The sequence below is a fragment of the Eubacterium aggregans genome (assembly GCF_900107815.1).
Classification (GTDB): Bacteria; Bacillota; Clostridia; order Eubacteriales; family Eubacteriaceae; genus Eubacterium_O; species Eubacterium_O aggregans.
Map to the genome: position 1 here is coordinate 50,505 of NZ_FNRK01000004.1, position 20,637 is coordinate 71,141.

The 20,637-nt window shown below is 52.0% G+C and carries 17 protein-coding genes; 15 read left to right on the forward strand and 2 right to left on the reverse strand.

The features are described from left to right. Positions 1–40: 40 nt before the first annotated feature. From rapZ to whiA, 3 genes are read left to right on the forward strand one after another with little or no spacing between them, the layout of a single operon-like run. Positions 41–910: an RNase adapter RapZ gene (rapZ, locus tag BLW33_RS03285; protein ID WP_090305010.1), complete on the forward strand. Its 870-nt coding sequence runs from the start codon at positions 41–43 to the stop codon at positions 908–910. Positions 911–920: 10 nt separating this feature from the next. Further along, the gene (locus BLW33_RS03290) at positions 921–1,940 is read left to right on the forward strand and encodes a gluconeogenesis factor YvcK family protein (RefSeq protein WP_090305012.1); all 1,020 of its coding nucleotides are present in this window, start codon (positions 921–923) and stop codon (positions 1,938–1,940) included. After that, positions 1,937–2,875, forward strand: coding sequence for a DNA-binding protein WhiA (whiA, locus tag BLW33_RS03295; RefSeq protein ID WP_090305014.1), 939 nt, complete (start codon positions 1,937–1,939; stop codon positions 2,873–2,875). The genes BLW33_RS03290 and whiA overlap by 4 nt, the downstream gene beginning before the upstream one ends. 110 nt (positions 2,876–2,985) lie before the next feature. On the opposite strand, the gene BLW33_RS03300 is transcribed toward whiA, so the two are convergent. Beyond that, entirely contained in the window at positions 2,986–3,681 is a 696-nt protein-coding gene (locus BLW33_RS03300; RefSeq protein ID WP_090245174.1) for an MBL fold metallo-hydrolase, read from the reverse strand. Positions 3,682–3,871: 190 nt separating this feature from the next. On the opposite strand from BLW33_RS03300, the gene BLW33_RS03305 reads away from it, so the two are divergent. The 11 genes from BLW33_RS03305 (at position 3,872) to BLW33_RS03355 (ending at position 19,171) form a co-directional block, all read left to right on the forward strand. Then, positions 3,872–6,688 carry a response regulator gene (locus tag BLW33_RS03305; protein ID WP_176966605.1) on the forward strand — a complete coding sequence of 939 codons (2,817 nt, stop codon included), beginning with the start codon at positions 3,872–3,874 and terminating at the stop codon, positions 6,686–6,688. Between the two features lie 138 nt (positions 6,689–6,826). After that, positions 6,827–10,543, forward strand: a complete 3,717-nt coding sequence (locus BLW33_RS03310; RefSeq protein ID WP_242911584.1) for a phosphoribosylformylglycinamidine synthase — start codon at positions 6,827–6,829, stop codon at positions 10,541–10,543. A 23-nt stretch (positions 10,544–10,566) separates the two neighbouring features. After that, entirely contained in the window at positions 10,567–11,055 is a 489-nt protein-coding gene (gene purE / locus BLW33_RS03315) for a 5-(carboxyamino)imidazole ribonucleotide mutase (protein ID WP_090305022.1), read from the forward strand. 27 nt (positions 11,056–11,082) lie between these two features. Further along, positions 11,083–11,790, forward strand: a complete 708-nt coding sequence (gene purC / locus BLW33_RS03320) for a phosphoribosylaminoimidazolesuccinocarboxamide synthase (protein ID WP_090305025.1) — start codon at positions 11,083–11,085, stop codon at positions 11,788–11,790. A 225-nt stretch (positions 11,791–12,015) separates the two neighbouring features. Further along, the gene (gene purF / locus BLW33_RS03325) at positions 12,016–13,401 is read left to right on the forward strand and encodes an amidophosphoribosyltransferase (protein ID WP_090305028.1); all 1,386 of its coding nucleotides are present in this window, start codon (positions 12,016–12,018) and stop codon (positions 13,399–13,401) included. Between the two features lie 59 nt (positions 13,402–13,460). Further along, positions 13,461–14,492, forward strand: coding sequence for a phosphoribosylformylglycinamidine cyclo-ligase (gene purM / locus BLW33_RS03330; RefSeq protein WP_090305031.1), 1,032 nt, complete (start codon positions 13,461–13,463; stop codon positions 14,490–14,492). After that, positions 14,486–15,109 (forward strand): phosphoribosylglycinamide formyltransferase, encoded by a 624-nt coding sequence (purN, locus tag BLW33_RS03335; RefSeq protein WP_090305034.1) that lies wholly within the window; start codon positions 14,486–14,488, stop codon positions 15,107–15,109. The genes purM and purN overlap by 7 nt, the downstream gene beginning before the upstream one ends. A gap of 51 nt (positions 15,110–15,160) precedes the next feature. Then, positions 15,161–16,696 carry a bifunctional phosphoribosylaminoimidazolecarboxamide formyltransferase/IMP cyclohydrolase gene (gene purH, locus BLW33_RS03340; RefSeq protein WP_090305037.1) on the forward strand — a complete coding sequence of 512 codons (1,536 nt, stop codon included), beginning with the start codon at positions 15,161–15,163 and terminating at the stop codon, positions 16,694–16,696. Between the two features lie 12 nt (positions 16,697–16,708). After that, positions 16,709–17,965, forward strand: a complete 1,257-nt coding sequence (purD, locus tag BLW33_RS03345) for a phosphoribosylamine--glycine ligase (protein WP_090305040.1) — start codon at positions 16,709–16,711, stop codon at positions 17,963–17,965. A gap of 250 nt (positions 17,966–18,215) precedes the next feature. Next, the gene (locus BLW33_RS03350; protein ID WP_176966606.1) at positions 18,216–18,554 is read left to right on the forward strand and encodes a DUF3784 domain-containing protein; all 339 of its coding nucleotides are present in this window, start codon (positions 18,216–18,218) and stop codon (positions 18,552–18,554) included. After that, the gene (locus BLW33_RS03355; RefSeq protein WP_090305047.1) at positions 18,551–19,171 is read left to right on the forward strand and encodes a Maf family protein; all 621 of its coding nucleotides are present in this window, start codon (positions 18,551–18,553) and stop codon (positions 19,169–19,171) included. The genes BLW33_RS03350 and BLW33_RS03355 overlap by 4 nt, the downstream gene beginning before the upstream one ends. Positions 19,172–19,263: 92 nt before the next feature. Here BLW33_RS03355 and BLW33_RS03360 read toward each other — a convergent pair whose 3' ends face one another. Next, positions 19,264–19,614, reverse strand: a complete 351-nt coding sequence (locus BLW33_RS03360) for a winged helix-turn-helix domain-containing protein (RefSeq protein WP_090245155.1) — start codon at positions 19,612–19,614, stop codon at positions 19,264–19,266. Positions 19,615–19,805: 191 nt separating this feature from the next. Between BLW33_RS03360 and yqeB the strand changes: the two genes are divergently transcribed. Next, positions 19,806–20,609: a selenium-dependent molybdenum cofactor biosynthesis protein YqeB gene (yqeB, locus tag BLW33_RS03365; RefSeq protein WP_090305050.1), complete on the forward strand. Its 804-nt coding sequence runs from the start codon at positions 19,806–19,808 to the stop codon at positions 20,607–20,609. Positions 20,610–20,637: the final 28 nt, after the last annotated feature.

Here is a 20,637-nt window from a genome sequence, read left to right on the forward strand (position 1 = left end):
AGAGCTGGCGGTGTCAAGAAGGGAATGAAAGGAGGCGGCGATGCAAACCATCATCGTAACCGGTTTATCCGGCGCTGGGAAATCCCAGGCCATACAGATTTTAGAGGATGCAGGTTTTTTTTGTGTGGATAATGTGCCGCCCCAGTTGGTGCGCACTTTTGTAGAACTTTGTCGGACCGGGGATTCAGAAATTGATAACTTGGCCCTGGTGACGGATATTCGCGGGGATATTTTCAATGAGCAATTTCAATCGGCTTTGAGTAGTTTTAAAAATAATAATAATGGGGTTGAAATCCTGTTTTTGGAGGCAGATCCAGAAACCCTGGTAACCCGATACCAGACCACCAGGCGAAAGCATCCCCTGACAGACCGGGCCGGAAGCCTCACCCAATCCATTAAGATGGAGCGGGAAAAGCTTGCCCCCCTTCGGGATGAAGCCGATCATATCATCAATACCACGGGGATGAGCGTGAAGGAACTGAAGAAGGCCATTGACTGCATTCTGGAGAATGAGGACGGCAACGCCTTAATCCGGGTGAGTGTATCTTCCTTTGGCTTTAAATACGGCATGCCCATGGGAGCTGATTTTGTCTTTGACGTGCGATTCCTGCCCAACCCCTTTTATAAAAAGGAGCTCCGGGAAAAAACCGGTAATGACGCTGAGGTCCGGGACTATGTGATGTCCTTCCCTGAGGCCCGGACCTTTTATGAGAAGGTTGCTGATTTGGTGGCCTTTGTCATTCCCCAGTACAAAAATGTGGGGAAGGAGCACGTTGAAATCGCCTTTGGTTGTACGGGCGGTCAGCATCGCTCGGTTACCTTTGCATATCTGTTGGAACAGGCCTTTAGAAAGCAAGGGTATCTGACGGCCATCGACCATCGGGATATGGAAAAAAACCGAGAAATTTAGGAGGCTGAATATGGAAATTAAAGAATATATTCGTGAGTTCACCTTAAAGGATGTGGTCCGGGTTCGAAATCCCCGGGTTGTGGCCTTTGGTGGGGGAACGGGATTATCGGTTATTCTCCGTGGCCTTAAAAAATATACCAACCGTTTAACGGCAGTGGTTACCATGGCTGATGACGGAGGAAGCTCTGGTATGCTCCGGGAGGATTTAGGGATTCTTCCCCCTGGGGATATCCGTAATTGTATCCTGGCATTGGCCGACGACGAGAACGTTATGCAGTCCCTGTTTAACTATCGATTTGGGGGTGGGGGCCTGGAGGGCCATAGTTTTGGGAATCTCTTCCTGGCAGCCATGGCAGGCATCAGCAGCGATTTTTACGATGCGGTGCGGCGCACCTCGGATGTCCTGCAGATTACCGGCCGGGTCCTCCCGGTAACCCTGGATGAAATGGTCCTCCTGGGAACCTTAAAGGATGGACAGATTGTAGAGGGTGAATCCCGTATTCCCCAGGCGGTCAAGGAAAGCGGTACCGCTGTGGATCATGTGGTCTTAAAATCAGTCGCCAGGGCATTGCCGGAAACCCTGGATGCCATCAAGGCGGCGGATATCATCATCATTGGACCCGGAAGCTTATACACCAGCGTCATTCCCCATCTCCTGGTGGAGGGGGTCGAAGAGGCCATTACGGAAAGTCGGGCTAAGAAGTTTTACATTGCTAATTTGATGACCCAGCCCGGGGAAACCACGGGTTACAGCCAGGCTGACCATATTGAAGCCATTGAAGCCCATTGTTGTTTTAAAGAGCGTCCGCTCTTTCAGTACATCGTGGCCAACGACGGTGACCTGGGGACCCAGGCCATTACGCGGTACCATAAATCCGGGGCGGCCCCGGTAAAAATTGGGAAGATCCTTCCGGGTTATGATTATCTTCTGGGGGATTATGCCATCCAGGATATGGGGCGGGTCCGCCACGACGCCGACGAGCTGGCCAGACAGGTCTTCCAGGTCTACCTTGATGGTGGCATCAAATGAGTTTTTCCCAGCAGGTAAAGAAAGATCTGTGTGCCCAGCCCTTTGAAGCCGACGGCTGCGTTCGGGCGGAGTTATCAGGCCTATTGGCGCCGGTGGCCGTGGTGGCGGTGGATGCAGCACTGGTCCCCCAGGTTATCAGCGTTCAAACTGAAAATCCCGCTGTGGCAGGGCGTATCTTCCGCATGGTCAAGCTGCTTTACGGCATCATCCCCAGTGTGAAGATCCTTAAGCGCAAGCAGTTTAAAAACCATCGCCTGTACGAAGTCACCATCATGGGGGATGTCGTGCGCGTCTTAAAGGACCTGCGGATATTGCGCCATAATGCAAAGCATCAAAATTTTTATGTCAACGAGATCCCCCCCTTTTTCAGCTCCAAGCAGCGGTTTATTAAAAGCTATATCCGGGGGGTGTTTTTATGCTGTGGCTCGGTATCAGATCCAGAAAAGGGCTATCGCCTGGAGCTGGCAGGAAAGCAAAAGGATTATCTCAAAAGCCTGGCCCAGATATTAAGCCACTATGAGATTAAGACCAATCTCATCACGAGGAAGGCATCGGAGGTGCTCTACGCCAAGGAAGCCGAGAGTGTCTCCGGTTTTCTTGGCCTAATCGGGGCCCATAAGGCGCTTTTAGACGTGGAGAGTATCCGGGTGATGAAGGAAGTGCGCAGCGATGTCAACCGGAAGGTCAACTGCGATGTGGCCAATCTCAACAAGGTATCCGCCGCAGCAGAAAAACAGCTGGCGGATATCCAGGCCATCGCCGACGGCCCGGGGCTCGAAAGCCTGTCCCCCAGCCTCCAGGCCCTGGCCACCCTCCGCCTGGAAAACCCCGACGCCAGCATCAAGGAGCTGGGGGAGATGATGGTCCCCCCCATCGGCAAATCCGGGGTCTACCATCGCCTTTCCAAGCTGGCCAAGATCGCCGCGGAGCGGTAGTCTGAAATGACAGTCAGACGGATAATATTCAAGTAAAATGTAAAAAGACCCACCGATACATCCTGAGGGATATCCGGTGGGCTTTTGCGTGGCAAATCAATTTTGCGTGTTTAATCCTCAAAAATAATCTCATTTCGTTTTTCAATGGGGAGGATTTCCGTACCAGAGCCGTAAACTTTACTGGTCAGGGTACCCACCAGGCTGTAGTCATCCCAGAAATGCATGGGCGCCAGGACCCTGGGATGGAGTTCATCGATGAAGTAGACGGCGGCCTTGGTGGCAGAGCCTCCCAGGCGTCCATCCACAGGGACGAAAGCCACATCGATGATGGTGTTCTGGAGATCTGCCTTCAATTTGGCAATCTCTGCCTTGTAATCCGCTTCTTCGGCTACCGGGTCGATGTGCGGGCGTTCCTCGGTGTCCCAATCCCACCAGTTTAAATCGCCGGCGTGGAAGATGGTCTTTCCCTCAGCCTCTACCAGAAAGGAGACCCCCAGGTCTGTAGACCCATAGGTCTTAATGGTTACCCCGTCTATTTCCAAGGTTTCGTAAGGATGGACATAGCTAATGTTACTCCCCCCACGTTTACTAATATCGTCACTCAAAATATAAGTGGAATTATAATCGGTGCCATAGGAGAAGATGCGCTGGGCAAAATGATCCTTGTGACTGTGGGTAGCAAAGAAGATATTTTTCCGGCCCTTCCGTAAAAAATGGGGTTGGATATTGGTAATGGCATCAAAGATCAGGGTGACCTTTTCCAGTTCAACAATGAAGCCGCTGTGATGCAGATAGATAACTTTCATAAAAACCTCCTTTATAATGGGTTTGCCGTATAATATAGTTTCATTATAACAGCTTTTTCTGAAAAAAACAGGTCCTTGAGGGAAAAGATTTGGATGAGGTCATCCTTGGGCCTGGATTATGTTATAATAAAAAGAGTTTAAGCTGAAGAAAATGAAAAAGCGAGGGTATGACATGGATGGTGGCAAAGTCATGTTTGAATCGATACGGGCGGAAGCACGAGCGGTGATGGCGACCGCCTTAGCCCAGGCCGGGCTGCAGTATTGGGAATACAACATTAACGAAAAACGCTTATACCGTTTTGGAGAAGGGCTTGAGCGTATAGGGCAAGGGGGGTGGGACGAGGATGTCCCGGAGAGCCATGTGCGCACAGGAAAGATCCATCCGGATTGGGTAGAGGCCTACCGGGGATTGTACGCAAAAATCCAGGGGGGAGAAAACGCTCGCCAGGCGATTAAAATTAAGAATGACGATGATTCTTGGGGCTGGCTGGATCTAAGCTACCGAGTATTGTGTGATGGCGCAGGCTATTCGGAAATTGCCATCGGAATTGGGAGCAAATATCTAAAGGCGTCGGATTCAAATTTGGGTGGCGCTCTGTCTGATGTCCAGGGGCGTTTGTCGGAAACCCAATCCTCCATGCAGGCCGCCATCAACAGTGCTGGAATGATGTATTTTGAGTATTATCCAGACACGGACTCGGCTTTGGAATTTAATGGTCGGGAGTTTTTTGGGATTGCGGCATACCTGGAGAATTATCCCGATTGTTGGTTTGAGAAAAAATTTACCCATCCAGATTATGAACCCCTTCTGCGAAGTGCTTTTGAGGCGATGAAGGCAGGGGCTCCGAGTGCTACGTGTGAGGTGATTAATCGAATTGAGGGTCAGGAATTCTGGCATCGCTATGGATTTACTGCGATTTATGATGAGACAGGTAGGCGTATCAAGGTAGCCTGTACTGCCACCGACATTACCGCCCAAAAAGAGATTGAAAAATCCTATGCGCGGCAGAGGGATTCTTTAGTGCGCGCCATGCCAGATGCCATTTCTGTGTTCCATGGGAATTTGACAACAAACCGTCTTTTGGAGCTCATCATTCCCGGACCTGTGGGACAGACCGTTGAAGCGTTGGAGAATATCCAGGAGATCATCGCATTTACAAGCCAATTTCTTCCCAATAAAAAGGAGCAAGAGCAGTATCTGGAATTGTTTTCCAGAGATGCACTCCTAAACTGTGCGTGTCAGGGTGAACGAGAACAAAGCTTAATCCATTGGGTTGCGATGAAAAATAGACACCGCCATCGTGTCCGGACTCAGGTTATTATTATGGAAAACCCGACTACCCGGGAAATCGAGGCGTTTTTCTATTTAGTGGATATGGATGAACAGCTCCAGGAAGAGATGATTATCCAGAATCTTACGAATGAAGAATATGATTTCCTCGGGATAATTGACACGGTGAACGAGACGTTCCATATTACAACGCAAAAGGAAAAGGAACAATTGGTTAAATCCCATAATCCCTACCCGGATTATGATGAAGCTATCCATCAATTCATCGAAACGGTCGTTGTCCCAGGGGAGCGTAAATCCTTATATGAGGCCATTGCATTGCCATCCATTATCGAAAAGCTTGAAAAAAAACCGACGTTTAGTGTGACCTTTGCAGAGCGTGTCGATGGAGAAGAGCGCTATAAAATGCAAAAATATGCCTATTTATCGAAGGATGATACCCGTATTCTCGTTGAAAAAATTGATATAACTGAAGATCATCTGCGAGAACAAAAACGTCTTCAGGAAATTGAATCAGCGTTAACCTTGGCGGAGAAGGCCAACCAAGCCAAGACCGATTTTCTATCTCGAATTAGCCACGATATGCGAACGCCAATGAATGGTATTGTGGGGCTGGTTACTTTGTCCGAAGATGAAACCGATGCTAGGATTCTTCGGGAGAATATTCGAAAAATTGGAGAATCTAGCCAATATCTGCTTTCGCTCATTAACGATACGCTCGATATGAATAAGATTGAAAGCGGGAAGATGATTCTTGGGCCAGAGCGCGTGAAATTTCGTTCGTTTATTGAAAATATTTGGGATATGGTCGATCCAACAGCGGCTGAAAAGGGGGTCGACTTCGTCTTAAAGACCGATGGTTATCTGGAGAATCGGGATGTTTATATGGATTTGGTTCGGATGAAACAGATTTTCATCAATCTTTTATCCAATGCTATAAAATTCACTCCCCGGGGAGGCCTGGTGACCTTTAATATCCAAGGCGAGAAATCTCAGAGGCCTGGGCGTTGGCGAACACAATTTACCGTAAAGGATTCGGGGATTGGCATGAGCCTGGATTTTGTAAAAAATCAAATGTATACGCCCTTTTCCCAGGAACAAAATCGAGTGACGACGACCTCCGCAGGGTCTGGTCTCGGTTTAGCCATTGTCAAAAGCCTGGTGGACCTAATGGACGGCGAGATTATGGTGGAAAGCCATCCCCAGGAAGGTACCTGTATGACGGTGATTTTGGATTTAGAGATTCTAGACTCAGATGAAAGGGAAGAAAATCAGACATCGATGTCCTTGAACACCTTAGAAGGAAGCCGGATTTTATTGTGCGAGGACCATCCCTTGAATGCAGAAATTGCAGAGCGTTTATTGATTAAGGCGGGATGTCAGGTCGAAAATGCCTGGGATGGCGCCCAGGCTGTAGCGGCTATATCCAATTCTTCCGAAGGATGGTATGATGCGGTCCTTATGGATATTCGGATGCCTGTAATGGATGGTTTGACCGCAGCCCAGACTATCCGTAAACTGCCGCGGAAGGATGTTCACTCCTTGCCCATTATTGCCATGACGGCCAATGCCTATGAAGAGGATAGTCAAAAATCCAAGGAAGCGGGAATGGATGCCCACATCGCGAAGCCAATCGTCAAAAAAACATTGTACACTGTCTTGGCAGACTATATGAGTAAAGGACAGGAGTGCGTAACAAATGATGTATTTTCATAAAAGTTGTAAATATGATAGAAAATGAAAATGTTTAAAGGGGAATATTTTGCTCTATCGTTTCAAATTTCATTGAAAAAAGTTGCAAAAAAAGCAAAAAGAGAGTACAATAGCTGTATCAAATATAAAGGTGGAGTAGTAGTGATCAAACGATATTTCGTAGAAAAGAAACCGGGATTTAATACGGAAGCAATGGCCCTGGCTGAAACCTTCCGTAAAATCCTGAACATCAAAGGGCTGCGTGGTATCCGTATCATCTATCGGTATGATGTGGAAATGTTGGATGATGACATCATGGAGAAGGCTAAGAATATTATTTTCTCAGAACCGAATGTGGATGATGTGGGGGAGGATGCCATAGCGTTCTCGGACGGTGAGCGGGTTTTTGCCACTGAGTACCTTCCTGGACAATACGATCAGCACGGGGATTCAGCGGCTCAGTGTATCCAAATTTTGGCGGGGAATCGTCCAGCCATCAAAGTCGCTAAACTGGTCGTTGTCGATGGGGATATCGACGATACCCAATGTGATCGAATTAAAGAATATATGATTAACCCTGTAGACTCTCGAGAGGCGTCCCTGGAAACACGCCAGACCCTCAGTGATGCCACCAAAGAACCGGCACCCATCGAGCGGATAGAGGGTTTTTGTCATTATTCCCCAGAAGCGTTGGAGACCTACCGGGTCAAAATGGGCTTTGCCATGAGCCCGGCGGATATTGCCTTCGTCCAGACCTATTTCCGGGATGAAGAAAAACGGGAACCTTCCCTCACGGAGCTTAAGGTTATTGATACCTATTGGTCTGATCATTGTCGGCACACCACCTTCTCAACGTGTCTCGAAGCCATCAGCTTTGAAAAGGGACCGGTGAATGTCGCAGTGGCAGAGGCCTTTGAAAAATATGACGGCACCCGGGACGTGCTTTACGGTGCGGATACAAAGCGCCCCGTCACCCTTATGGACCTGGCGGTTATTGGGACGAAGGACATCAAAGCGAGGGGATTAATTCCAGACTTGGATGAGTCCGAGGAAATTAACGCCTGCAGCGTGAACATCTCCGTGGATCACGATGGTGAGGATGAGGACTGGCTCCTCATGTTCAAGAATGAGACCCATAACCACCCCACGGAAATTGAACCCTTTGGGGGGGCTGCCACCTGCTTGGGAGGGGCCATTCGAGATCCCCTTTCCGGGCGCAGCTACGTGTACCAGGCCATGCGCTTGACTGGAGCTTGGGACCCACGGGCAGCCATTGAGGATACCCTCCCAGGAAAGCTGCCCCAACGGAAAATCTCCCAGGAAGCGGCCCATGGCTACAGCTCCTATGGGAACCAGATCGGTCTGGCCACCGGACAGGTGGTGGAGGTCTATGATCCAGGCTTCCTGGCTAAGCGTATGGAGGTGGGTGCCGTCATCGCGGCAGTTCCTAAAGAAAACGTCCGTCGGGAACGCCCCCAACCTGGGGATATCATCCTTCTGGTGGGCGGAAAAACTGGCCGGGACGGCTGTGGCGGGGCCACTGGTTCCTCCAAAGCTCACACCGAGGAATCCATCCACGAAAGTGGGGCTGAGGTCCAGAAGGGGAATCCCGTTGAAGAACGGAAGATTCAGCGCCTGTTCCGCAACCCGGAACTGGCCCGGATGATCCTGCGGTGTAACGACTTTGGTGCCGGCGGGGTTTCCGTGGCCATTGGAGAGCTGGCGGAAAGCCTGGACATCGATTTGGACAAGGTGCCTAAGAAATACGAGGGGTTAGACGGCACGGAATTGGCCATCTCCGAATCCCAGGAACGGATGGCTGTGGTCGTCGCAGAAAGCGATGTCGATGCTTTTATTGCCATGGGCAATGCGGAAAACCTCGAAGTTACCCCAGTGGCCGTGGTGACCGATACGGGCCGTCTCGTCATGAAGTGGCGGGGGGATACCATTCTGGATCTCTCCAGGGCCTTCCTGGACACCAATGGAGCGGCCCAGTATACGGATGTCGTCGTTCGGGAACCCGAGGAAAAACCGAGCTTTGAAACCACCGGCGATATTGTCGGACGGACCCTTGAGATGATGGCGGATCTCAATGTGGCCAGCCAAAAGGGTCTCTCAGAAATGTTCGATGCTACCATTGGGGCCGGCACCGTGACCATGCCCTTCGGTGGCGAATACGCCCTCACCCCCCAGGATGGGATGGCGGCTAAAATCCCTGTGGAGCACGGGGATACCAATACCTGCAGCATCATGACCTACGGGTATAATCCGGAGGTCGCTAAATGGAGCCCCTTCCATGGCGGTATTAGTGCCGTGGTGGAATCCTTGGCGAAGGTGGTGGCCATGGGTGGAGACTTCAGAAAGACCCGCCTGAGCTTCCAGGAATATTTCGAACGCCTGGGGGACGATCCGGAAAAATGGGGACGCCCCTTTGCCGCTCTGTTGGGAGCCTTCGAAGCCCAGCAGGCCCTGGGGATTCCGGCCATCGGTGGGAAGGACAGTATGTCCGGCACCTTTGAGGACCTCACTGTGCCCCCCACCATCATTTCCTTTGCGGTCACCGCCGGACGGGTGGACCGCATCGTCACAGGGGAACTGAAGAAACCGGGGCACAAGCTCTACCTCTGCGGCATCGCCAGGGACGATAAAGGCCTGGTGGATTACGACTCCGTTGCCCGGATGTTAGACGGTGTCCATGAAATGACCAAATCCGCACGGGTAGTGGCCGCCAAGGCCGTGGGCCAGAAGGGGGTCATGGAGGCCCTGGCTAAAATGGCCATGGGTAATAAGGTGGGTATCCGCCTGTCTGATGGACTGGACGAAGCCTTCCTCTTCAGCTCCAATTGCGGAGCTATCATCGTGGAGGCCACCGAGGATTTAGACCACGCCCTCCTATTGGGGGAAACCACTGCAGATCCCGCCATCACCCTGGGGGATATTCGCATCGATTTGGATGCCGTTATCGAAGCCTGGCAGGGAACCATGGCTGGGGTTTATCCGGAGAACGTCTCCGTGGAAGGACCCGTGGAAAATGTTTCTTACACCGCTGGCCCTGTGATTAGCTCGACAAAGACCATTGCTGCGCCTCGGGTATTTATCCCAGTGTTCCCCGGAACCAACTGCGAGTACGACTCGGCCAAGGCCTTTGAAAAGGCCGGTGCCATTCCGGAAACCGTCATCTTCCGCAATCGCACCGCCCAGGATATCGAAAGTTCCATAGCCGATATGGTCCGGGCCATTAAGAATGCCCAGATGATTATGATTCCCGGGGGCTTCTCCGCCGGGGATCAGCCCGATGGCTCCGGTAAATTTATTGCCGCCGTCTTTAGAAACCAAGCCATGCAGGATGCCGTCATGGACCTTATCAAAAATCGTGATGGTCTCATGCTGGGGATCTGCAACGGCTTCCAGGCGTTAATCAAGCTGGGACTGGTGCCCTATGGTGAAATTGTGGATATTAAGCCCGAAATGCCGACCCTGACCTACAACACCATCGGCCGCCATATCTCCGCTATTCCCATGACCAAGGTGGTCTCCAACCTGTCACCTTGGCTGAGCGGCACCGAAGTAGGGGCGACCTATCGGGTGCCTGTATCCCATGGTGAAGGCCGATTTATCGCCAGTGACGCCGTCATGGCAGAGCTGATTCAGAAGGGCCAGATTGCCACCCAATACGTGGATGCCCAGGGTAACGCCACCATGGATGGACGCTATAACTTAAACGGCTCCACCTATGCCGTGGAAGGTATCACCAGCGCTGATGGCCGTATCCTCGGTAAGATGGGCCACTCTGAACGGGTGGGAACTGGTTTGTATCAGAATATCCCCGGAGAAAAGGATCAGAAGATCTTTGAATCCGGTGTGAAGTATTTTAAATAAGAGTCAATAGAAAGAGGAAGCACATGCCTAAAGTAGCCGTTATTATGGGGAGCGATAGCGATTTTGATATCGTCAAAAAATGCCTCATTGCCCTGGAAAAATTCGATATCGAATACGATGCCCAGGTTATTTCCGCTCACAGAAACCCCGATAAAATTTTCGATTACGCCCGAAACGCTGAAGCCAACGGCATCGAGCTGATTATTGGAGCCGCCGGAAAGGCCGCCCATCTCCCAGGGGTCATCGCCGGGATGACCCCCCTGCCAGTCATCGGAATCCCCATCCAAACCTCCTTCCAGGGAGGCCTGGATTCCCTGTTATCCATCGTTCAAATGCCCTCAGGCGTCCCGGTAGCCACCGTCGCCGTCAACGGCGCCGAAAACGCTGGAATCCTGGCCGCCCAGATGCTCTCCATCAAATATCCCCAAATCCGGGAGAAGATGAAGGCTTACAAGGTCGCCCTCAACGACCAGGTCATTGAAAAGAACGCTAATCTGCAGAAGATGCTGTAAAGAGTATTCGTGAAGGAGAAAATAACCATGGAAAAACTAGAACAATTGTACGAAGGTAAGGCCAAAAAAGTATTTAAAACCGATGATGAAAATCAGTTCATCATTGAGTATAAGGACGATGCCACCGCAGGCAACGGCGCCAAAAAAGGGACCATCAGCGGGAAGGGTGTCATCAATAACAAAATGACCGCTGTCCTCTTCCCCATGCTGGAAGCCCAGGGCATCCCCACCCACTTTATCGAACAGCTTTCAGACACTGAACAGTTGGTTAAGGCCGTTACCATCTTCCCCCTGGAAGTCATCGTCCGTAACACCGCCGCCGGCTCCTTCAGCAAGCGTTTAGGCGTGACGGAAGGAACTGTCTTTGAAGAACCCATCTTTGAATTCAGCTACAAAAATGACGATTACGGTGATCCCTTCATCAATGATGACTATGCCGTGGCCCTTAAGCTGGCCACCCGGGAAGAAATCGCCACAATCCGGGAATACACCTTAAAGCTCAATGCCATTCTAAAGGCATTCTTCCTGGAACGGGGCGTCAACCTCATTGATTTCAAGGTCGAATATGGTAAAACCAACGATGGCACCATCGTCTTAGCCGATGAAATCTCACCGGATACCTGCCGGTTCTGGGATGTGAAAACCGGCGAAAAGTTGGATAAGGACCGTTTTAGACGGGATATGGGCGGCATTGAGGAAGCCTACCAGGAAATGATGAAACGGGTCAACGGTTGATTCACAGAAAATGAGTTAACGGCTGCAATTGCTATTAAGAAACAAAGGAGGGATGGACATATCTTTCGTGTAAGTCCGAATCCGCAAGTAGACGGAACGAAAGCATATGTCCAGCACTCCGGGGCATTGCAGAGAGTTTGATCTTAGGCCACTAAAGGAAGCAGGCCGCCTGATTTTTTGTGTTTGGGGGAATTCATAAAACGAGAAGGAATAAACTAGAAAATTATGAGCAGTATCGATAAATTTCATGATGAGTGCGGTGTTCTCGGGGTATACACCCCAAAGGCCGATATGAACGTATCCCCACTGTTATACTATGGTCTTTTTGCCCTTCAGCATCGAGGTCAGGAAAGTGCTGGCATTTCCGTCAACCGCGGGGGAAAGATCAATACCCATAAGGATGTGGGATTAGTCAGCGATGTCTTTAAAGGCAATGTCCTGAAAAATCTCAAAGGAAATATCGGCATTGGCCATGTGCGCTACTCCACCTCCGGTGAAGGGGGTGTGATTAACGCCCAGCCCCTGTCCGTCAATCTGACCAGTGGGCAGATTGCCTTGGCCCATAACGGTAATCTGATTAACGACAAGGCCCTCCGGGAAATGCTGGAGGATAACGGGGTGGTCTTCCAGACCACCATCGATACCGAGGTGATGGTGGACTTCATCGCCCGGGGCCTGCGTCATGGCATCATCGAATCCATCCAGCGCATGGTAGAAATCATCAAAGGGGCCTACGCCCTGGTCATCACCCTGGGGGATAAACTCATCGGTGTCCGGGACCCCTACGGTCTGCGGCCCATTTGTCTTGGAAAAAAGGATGATATGTTCATTCTAGCCTCCGAAAGCTGCGCCATTGATGCCATCGGCGGAGAGCTGATCCGGGACTTAAACCCTGGTGAAATCGTCGTGATCGACGAAAATGGTATTCAGTCTTACGGCCAAAATAACTGGGTGGGCAAGCGCTCCTGCATCTTTGAACAAATTTATTTCGCGCGCCCAGATTCCATCATGGAGGGGAGCAGCGTGTACCATGCCAGACATCAGGCAGGGATGATCCTTGCCAAGGAGGCCCCAGTGGAAGCCGATGTGGTCATTGGGGTGCCGGACTCTGGCATTCCTGCGGCCATTGGCTATTCCACTGCCTCGGGGATTCCCTACGGCATGGGCCTGATTAAGAACAAATACAGCGGACGGACCTTCATTTCCCCCAATCAGCAGCAGCGGGAGCAAGGGGTACGCATGAAGCTCAATCCTTTAAAAGAGGTTATTGAGGGCAAGCGGGTTATCATCATTGATGACTCCATCGTTCGGGGGACCACCAGCAAGCGCCTGGTGGAAATCCTCAGGGAAGGCGGGGCCAAAGAGGTCCACTTCCGGGTGACCAGCCCGCCGGTGGCCCACACCTGCCACTTCGGCATCGATACTCCAAGACGGAAGTATTTAATTGGGGCCAAAAAATCCGTGGAGGAAATCCGGGAAATCCTGGGAGCGGATTCCCTGGCCTATATTTCCCTGGAGGGACTCAATAATTCCGTGGGCGGCGGTACCGAATACTGCCGGGCCTGCTTCGACGGGGACTACCCCATGGAGGTCCCCGTTTTATCTGAGTAGCGATAGCGCTCAACACAGTTATTTTAATCATCTAAAAAAAGGTATGAGAAGGAGAGAAAATGCCAAATAATAGTGCTTATAAAGCCGCCGGTGTCGATGTCGAGGCCGGTTACGAATCCGTACGACTGATGAAGGACGACGTCAAGCGGACCTTTAATGAGTATGTGCTATCCCATCTGGGGGGCTTCGGGGGACTTATCGAGCTTCCCGAGGGGTACAAAAAACCGGTGCTGGTTTCCGGTACAGACGGCGTGGGCACCAAGCTCATGATCGCCTTTATGATGGACAAGCACGACACCATCGGCATTGACGCCGTGGCCATGTGCGTCAATGATATTCTGTGCCAGGGGGCAAAACCCCTGTTCTTCTTGGACTACATTGCCTGTGGAAAGAATCATCCGGAAAAAATAGCCCAAATCGTTTCTGGGGTAGCCGAGGGCTGCGTCCAGGGCGGGATGGCCTTAATCGGTGGGGAAACCGCCGAGATGCCGGATATGTACAGTGATGAGGACTATGATTTGGCAGGCTTTGCCGTGGGTGTGGTGGATAAGGACGACATCGTCACGGGCCAGGAAATCGCTGAAGGGGATGTTCTGGTGGGGCTGCCCTCCTCCGGGGTCCACTCCAACGGATTTTCCCTGGTGCGTAAGCTTTGCTTTAAGGACCTGGGACTCAGTGTGGACACCTATATCGAGGATTTAGGGGGGACCCTGGGGGAAGCCCTCATTACACCCACCCGGATTTACGTCAAGGCCATGGAGGACGCCATCCTCCCCTTTAAGGTGAAGGGCATGAGCCATGTCACCGGCGGCGGCTTCTACGAAAACATCCCCCGGATGATCCCTGAGGGCCTGTGCGCCCGGGTGAGCACCGCGGGGATTGAGCCCCTGCCCATTTTCTCCTTCTTAAAGGAAGCGGGGAAGGTAGAGGATGCGGCCATGTATTCCACCTTTAACATGGGTATCGGCCTGGTGGTGGCCCTGCCCGCAGATCAGGCAGACGCCTTTGTGGCCCACCTCCGGAAGAAGGGTGAAAAGCCTGTAATCCTGGGGGATATTGTTGTGGGTGAGGACAAAATCAGACTATGCTAAAAATTGGTGTGTTAGTATCCGGCGGGGGGACGGACCTCCAATCCGTGATTGACGGGGTCCATGGCAAAACCGGGGAAATCGCCCTGGTGCTGTCCAATAATCCTGAGGCCTATGGCCTGACCCGGGCCCGGTCGGCCAGCATCCCCACCGCTGTGGTGGTGGAGGCCGACTGCGACGGTGTGGTGGATTTCAACGGGAAGATGGTGGAAGCTTTACAGGCTGCCGGCGTGGAGCTGGTGGTTTTGGCAGGCTTTATGCGCATCATTACCCCAAACTTTGTGGCAGCCTATCCCCAGGCCATCATCAATATTCACCCAGCCCTCATTCCCGCCTTTTGCGGTGAGGGCTTTTATGGGATGCACGTCCATAATGCCGTGTACGATTATGGGGTAAAGGTTACCGGTGCCACCGTTCACTTTGTCAATGAGGAAGCCGACGGCGGTCCCATCATCGCCCAGCGGGTGGTGGAGATATTAGACGACGACACCCCGGAGAGCATCCAAAAACGAGTGCTGGCAGTGGAGCATGAGCTATTACCCTGGGTCGTGGAACAATTCTGTTTGGGTCGGGTGAGTGTGGATGGACGCCATGTCCGCATCGATGGATCAATCGGTTAGAATGAGTATGAAATCAGGCAATCGCCTGAAAATTGGAGGAAACCAAAAACCATGAGAGCGTTAATTTCTGTATCGGACAAGACTGGCATTGTAGAATTCGCACAAAAGCTGGTGGCCCAGGGTTGGGACATCCTGTCCACCGGCGGCACCGCCCGTGCCCTTCGGGAGGCTGAGGTCCCGGTTCGGGACGTCTCGGAAATCACCGGATTCCCAGAGTGTCTGGACGGCCGGGTCAAGACCCTGCATCCCCTGGTCCACGGTGGGATTTTGAATATCCGAAGCAATGAGGAACACCAAAAGCAATGTGCCGAGCTGGGCATTGAAAACATCGATCTGCTGGTCATCAACCTTTACCCCTTTAAAAACACCATGATGAAGGACGGCGTCGCCTTCGAGGATTGTATTGAAAACATCGATATCGGCGGTCCGACCATGCTGCGCTCTGCCGCCAAGAATTTCAATGATGTCACCGTCGTGGTGGACCCCGCGGATTACGCCACTGTTCTAGAAGAAATTGAGGACGAGGGCTACACCACCTACCAGACCCGGTATAACTTGGCCCTGAAGGTCTTTGAAACCACCGCCGCCTACGATACCATGATCTCCGACTATCTCCGGGGCCATGTGGAAAAGGACCTGCTGGCAGAGGATAAGGTGACCTTTACCTATGAAAAGGTCCAGGATCTGCGCTACGGCGAGAATCCCCACCAAAAAGCCGCCTTCTACAAGGAAATTGGCAAAAATGTGGGGACCCTGACCTCTGCGGTTCAGCTCCAGGGCAAGGAACTGTCCTACAATAACATCAACGATACCAACGGCTCCCTGGAAATCCTCAAGGAATACCGGGATGAACCCACCATCGTTGCGGTGAAGCACGCTAATCCCTGTGGTGTAGCCAGTGCAGACACCATTGCCGCTGCCTATAAAAAAGCCTACGAAGCCGATCCCACCTCCATCTTCGGGGGGATCATCGCCTCCAATGGGGAAATCGATGGGGATACCGCCCGGCAAATGGTGGAAATCTTCCTGGAAGTCATTGTGGCACCGGGCTTTACAGATGAAGCCAAGGCCATTCTCTCCGCCAAGGAAAACCTGCGCCTGCTGGTGTTAGAGGATATCCTCCACAACGAACCCGGCTACGAAACCAAGAAGGTCATGGGGGGACTGCTGGTCCAGGAACGGGATACCAGGGATTATGAAAAGCTGGAAGTGGTTACCGACCGGGCCCCCAGCGATGCCGAAATGGCAGACCTCCTCTTCGCCTGGAAGGCCGTTAAAAACACCAAATCCAACGCCATCACCCTGGCCAAGGACAAATGCCTGGTGGCCAACGGCCCCGGACAGGTCAATCGTATCTGGCCCATGGAAAGCTGTGTGGAACACGGCGGGGACCGCTGTAAAGGGGCCGTGATGGCTTCCGATGCCTTCTTCCCCTTTGACGATGTCTGTAAAGCCGCCGCTGCTGCGGGCATTACCGCCATCATCCAGCCCGGAGGTGCCGGCCGGGATGCCGACTCCATAAAGGTGTGTAACGCGCATAACATCGCCATGGTATTTACGGGGATGCGGCATTTTAAACATAGCTAGAAGGAGAATCTTATGAAAATAATGGTAATTGGCTCCGGGGGACGGGAACACGTCCTCACCTGGAAAATCGCCCAAAGTCCCCGGGTAGATCAAATCTACTGTGCCCCAGGGAATGGCGGCATGGCACAAATTGCCACCTGCGTTGATCTTTCCGTGGAGGACATCGACGGCTGCGTCGCCTTCGCCCAGGAAAAGGGCATCGATCTGGTGGTCGTGGGACCCGAGGTTCCCTTAGTCCTCGGCATGTCCGACGCCATGGCAAAGGCCGGCATCAAGGTCTTTGGCCCCAACGCGAAATGTGCCCAATTTGAAGGCAGTAAGGCCTTCACCAAAGAATTCCTCTTCCGCCACAATATCCCCACGGCCCTGTATAAAGAGTATACCGCCTACGAGGATATTATCAAGGATCTGGGAATCTACGGCTACCCCATGGTCATCAAAGCCGATGGCCTAGCCGCTGGTAAAGGTGTCGTTATCCCCGAAACCGAGGAAGACGCCCGGGCCGCCATGAAGATGATGATGGAAGACAAAGCCTTCGGCGAAGCCGGGGACAAGGTGGTCATCGAGGAATTCCTCACCGGTACTGAAGCCTCTATTCTCTGCTTTGTGGACGGCAAAACCATTGTACCCATGGAAAGTGCTCGGGATTACAAACGGGCCTACGACGGGGACAAAGGCACCAATACCGGGGGAATGGGGAATTACTCCCCCAATGCCCTCTTTGCCGATGCAGACCTCAATGCACGGATTGAGAAGGAAATCCTCACCCCCATCATTGACGGCTTTATTGCCGACGGCATGGATTTTGTGGGGATCCTCTTTATTGGCCTCATGATCAAAGATGGCGTGCCTAAGGTTCTGGAGTTCAATGTTCGCTTTGGAGACCCTGAAGCCCAGGTGGTCATCCCCCGAATGGATTCCGACATCATCGATATTATGGAAGCCTGCATCGACGGACGCCTGACGGATTGCGACATTCAGTGGAAGGATGACTCCGCTGTCACCGTCGTCGTCGCCTCCGGCGGTTACCCCGATGCCTACGAAAAAGGCAAGGTCATCACCGGAATCGACACCGTTGAAGGCTGTACTGTCTTTCATGCCGGCACCAAACTGTCGGACGGTAAACTTCTCACTAACGGCGGCCGGGTCCTCTGCGTTACCGCATTAGGCGCCACCGTGGAAGAAGCCCGGCAGAAGGTGTACGCCCAGGTAGATAAAATACAATTTGACGGTGCCTTCCACCGGGGGGATATCGCCAAGGGAATTTAATGGAATAGAAGCTGCAATCAATCAAGGCTGCTCCACTGATAGTTGGTGGGGCAGTTTTTTTGCGCGTAAGCTAACAGAAGTATACAGGAAGAAATTAATTCATAAAAACACATTTCTATCCTTGTATTGTCAATTAACAGGGGGTACAATGCATGATATGTCCGATCCATTGAGATACAATAAGTGGTAAATGGGTATATTATAAAGAGGACCCAATTTGATGGGTCATATAAACAGGAGGAGAGAGATCATGGGAGGCGTTTACTTTATTTTAGTGATGGCAGCTCTGATGTTTGCCATCAGCATTACCTTGCTGGCTGGGAAGGGGAGCTGGCTCATTGCGGGCTACAACACCGCATCGCCAGAGGAAAAAGCCAAATACGATGAGAAAAAAATGTGCCGGGCCATGGGGATTTTCTGTCTCTTACTCACGCTGCTGCTCTGCGCCATGGCTTATTTGGGCTATCGGTTGGAAGCAGGACTCATGGCAGAGCAGGCCATGCTTCCCTTTTCCATCTTTTTCATCCTGGTGGTGGTACTGGCGGTAGTGGCCACGATGTTTTATACGAATCGGCGGTGTCGGAGATGAGGCGGCTTCTTCTAGAAAAATGGGCAAATTGGCGAATTATCCTGGCGTCAGCATCTCCCCGACGCAAGGCACTCTTTGAACCGTTGGGCCTGCCCTTTGAAATCATCCCGGCCTGTGGTCCGGAGGTGCAAAGGGGAGAGACACCGGAAACAGTGGCCATGAACCTGGCCGAGGCAAAGACCCAGGAGGTGGCCCAGTTGGTGTGGGCAGAGGGGCGCGCGCCAGATACCCTGGTGATTGGTGCGGACACCATGGTAGTTTGTGAGACGGATATTCTGGGAAAGCCAGTGGATGCTGCGGATGCCAAAAGAATGCTAGCCCGGCTGTCAGGCCATAGCCATCGGGTGATTACAGGGGTAAGCCTCATTGCCCGGGCGGGGGATACTCTTTATAAACATGGCTTTTATGAAAGCACCACCGTCACTTTTCATTCCATGACGGCGGCAGAAATCGCAGACTATGTGGCTACTGGAGAGCCAATGGATAAGGCAGGGGCCTACGGCATCCAAGGTCTGGGGGGCCATTTCATCCAAGGGATTAACGGAGATTACAATAACGTGGTTGGCCTGCCAATGGCCCGGCTGCACCGGGAATTGATGGAAATGGTAGTGGAGTAATACCGCCACATTAACCGGAGCATTGTTCATTTGTATGGATACCTGGGCAATATTATACAAAGATCAGTAGGGAATATCTTTACGACAGCGCTTTAAGTGGTTTCGTTCTGGAAAACATGGGCGAAGGCCTTTTCGGAATAGGCCCGAACCTGGGCTTCAAAGCGCAGGTATTTTTCCATGAAAGCACGACATTCCTGGGTGAGTTCTGCACCGCCGCCACCCTTTCCGCCGGTAGTGGAATTGAGGAGCTTACACTCCAGGTTTTCTTCGGCTGTTTTAATGAGCCGCCAGGCTTTGGAATAAGCCATTCCCATTTCGATGGCGGCGGCGCGAAGGGAGTGACGCTGGTCCACGCGCTGGAGCAGCTCCACAATGCCGGGGCCGAAAAATTTTTCATCCCGAAATAATCGGATTTGAATCGAATAATGGAGGTCTTGCATCATGCTCTGCCTTTCTAATGACTGAGAAATTTTTACTGCTGATAAGATAAGATTCTTGACAGATTTGTCATCAAGTGTTATTCTCTTTGGTGAATAACGACTTAAATAATCCAGTAGCTCTTTAAAAAAAGTATATCACTTGGGAGAGTGCATCGTCAATTGCGGATTTAGTACAAAGATATGGGGAGGGACTTATGCGGGTCATTATAAAGGGTGCGGGAGAAATGGCCACGGGTGTGGCCCATCGGCTCCATCAATCGGGATTTGAAATCATAATGACTGACCTTACCCAGCCGACCACCATTCGCCGAAGGGTGGCCTTCTCCCGGGCCATCGATGAAGGCAGAGCGGAGATTGAAGGTGTCGTGGCCCGCCGAACCAGCAGCGATGAGATTGGGGCGGTTTTAGAAAATGGCGATATTGCGGTGGTACCTTCCCGGGACGGCAGTTGGTACGGCAGCGGCCAGGGATGCATTCTGGTGGATGCCGTCATGGCGAAATACAATACCGGGACGGCCATCACTGATGGAGACCTGGTTATTGCCCTTGGACCGGGATTTGAGGTCTTAAAGGACTGCCATGCGGTGGTGGAGGCCTTCCGGGGACATCATCTTGGGAAGGTGTACTATCAGGGATGTGCCCTGGCACCCCCGGAACTGCCGGAGCGGAATAACGGACCCCGGGAGCTGCGGATGCTCCGGGCTCCTGGCAGCGGGCTCTTTTATCCACTGAAGGAAATCGGACAGCGGGTAGAGGAGGGGGAAATCATCGCCCAAACCGGGGATCTCCCCGTAGCGGCCCGGGTGTCCGGCATTCTAAGGGGTATCCTTCCCAAGGGAACGCCGGTGCACCATGGCATGAAGGCTGGAGAAATTGACCCGGACTGCCAGCCCGAGGATTGTTTTACCATTTCGGCGGAGGCCCGGGCAGTGGGCGGGGCTGTTTTGGAAGCAATCCTGCATCTGCGGAATAAACAAGGTGTGAAATACAATAAGTGATGGCAAAATGGATTAATTCAGATGGAGA

What these genes read in the sequence shown, in the direction of transcription:
- rapZ (WP_090305010.1), top strand. Translation starts at nt 41, where the DNA reads ATGCAAACCATCATCGTAACCGGTTTATCCGGCGCTGGGAAATCCCAG.
- BLW33_RS03290 (WP_090305012.1), top strand. Translation starts at nt 921, where the DNA reads ATGGAAATTAAAGAATATATTCGTGAGTTCACCTTAAAGGATGTGGTC.
- whiA (WP_090305014.1), top strand. Translation starts at nt 1,937, where the DNA reads ATGAGTTTTTCCCAGCAGGTAAAGAAAGATCTGTGTGCCCAGCCCTTT.
- BLW33_RS03300 (WP_090245174.1), bottom strand. Translation starts at nt 3,681, where the DNA reads ATGAAAGTTATCTATCTGCATCACAGCGGCTTCATTGTTGAACTGGAA.
- BLW33_RS03305 (WP_176966605.1), top strand. Translation starts at nt 3,872, where the DNA reads ATGTTTGAATCGATACGGGCGGAAGCACGAGCGGTGATGGCGACCGCC.
- purE (WP_090305022.1), top strand. Translation starts at nt 10,567, where the DNA reads ATGCCTAAAGTAGCCGTTATTATGGGGAGCGATAGCGATTTTGATATC.
- purC (WP_090305025.1), top strand. Translation starts at nt 11,083, where the DNA reads ATGGAAAAACTAGAACAATTGTACGAAGGTAAGGCCAAAAAAGTATTT.
- purF (WP_090305028.1), top strand. Translation starts at nt 12,016, where the DNA reads ATGAGCAGTATCGATAAATTTCATGATGAGTGCGGTGTTCTCGGGGTA.
- purM (WP_090305031.1), top strand. Translation starts at nt 13,461, where the DNA reads ATGCCAAATAATAGTGCTTATAAAGCCGCCGGTGTCGATGTCGAGGCC.
- purN (WP_090305034.1), top strand. Translation starts at nt 14,486, where the DNA reads ATGCTAAAAATTGGTGTGTTAGTATCCGGCGGGGGGACGGACCTCCAA.
- purH (WP_090305037.1), top strand. Translation starts at nt 15,161, where the DNA reads ATGAGAGCGTTAATTTCTGTATCGGACAAGACTGGCATTGTAGAATTC.
- purD (WP_090305040.1), top strand. Translation starts at nt 16,709, where the DNA reads ATGAAAATAATGGTAATTGGCTCCGGGGGACGGGAACACGTCCTCACC.
- BLW33_RS03350 (WP_176966606.1), top strand. Translation starts at nt 18,216, where the DNA reads ATGGGAGGCGTTTACTTTATTTTAGTGATGGCAGCTCTGATGTTTGCC.
- BLW33_RS03355 (WP_090305047.1), top strand. Translation starts at nt 18,551, where the DNA reads ATGAGGCGGCTTCTTCTAGAAAAATGGGCAAATTGGCGAATTATCCTG.
- BLW33_RS03360 (WP_090245155.1), bottom strand. Translation starts at nt 19,614, where the DNA reads ATGATGCAAGACCTCCATTATTCGATTCAAATCCGATTATTTCGGGAT.
- yqeB (WP_090305050.1), top strand. Translation starts at nt 19,806, where the DNA reads ATGCGGGTCATTATAAAGGGTGCGGGAGAAATGGCCACGGGTGTGGCC.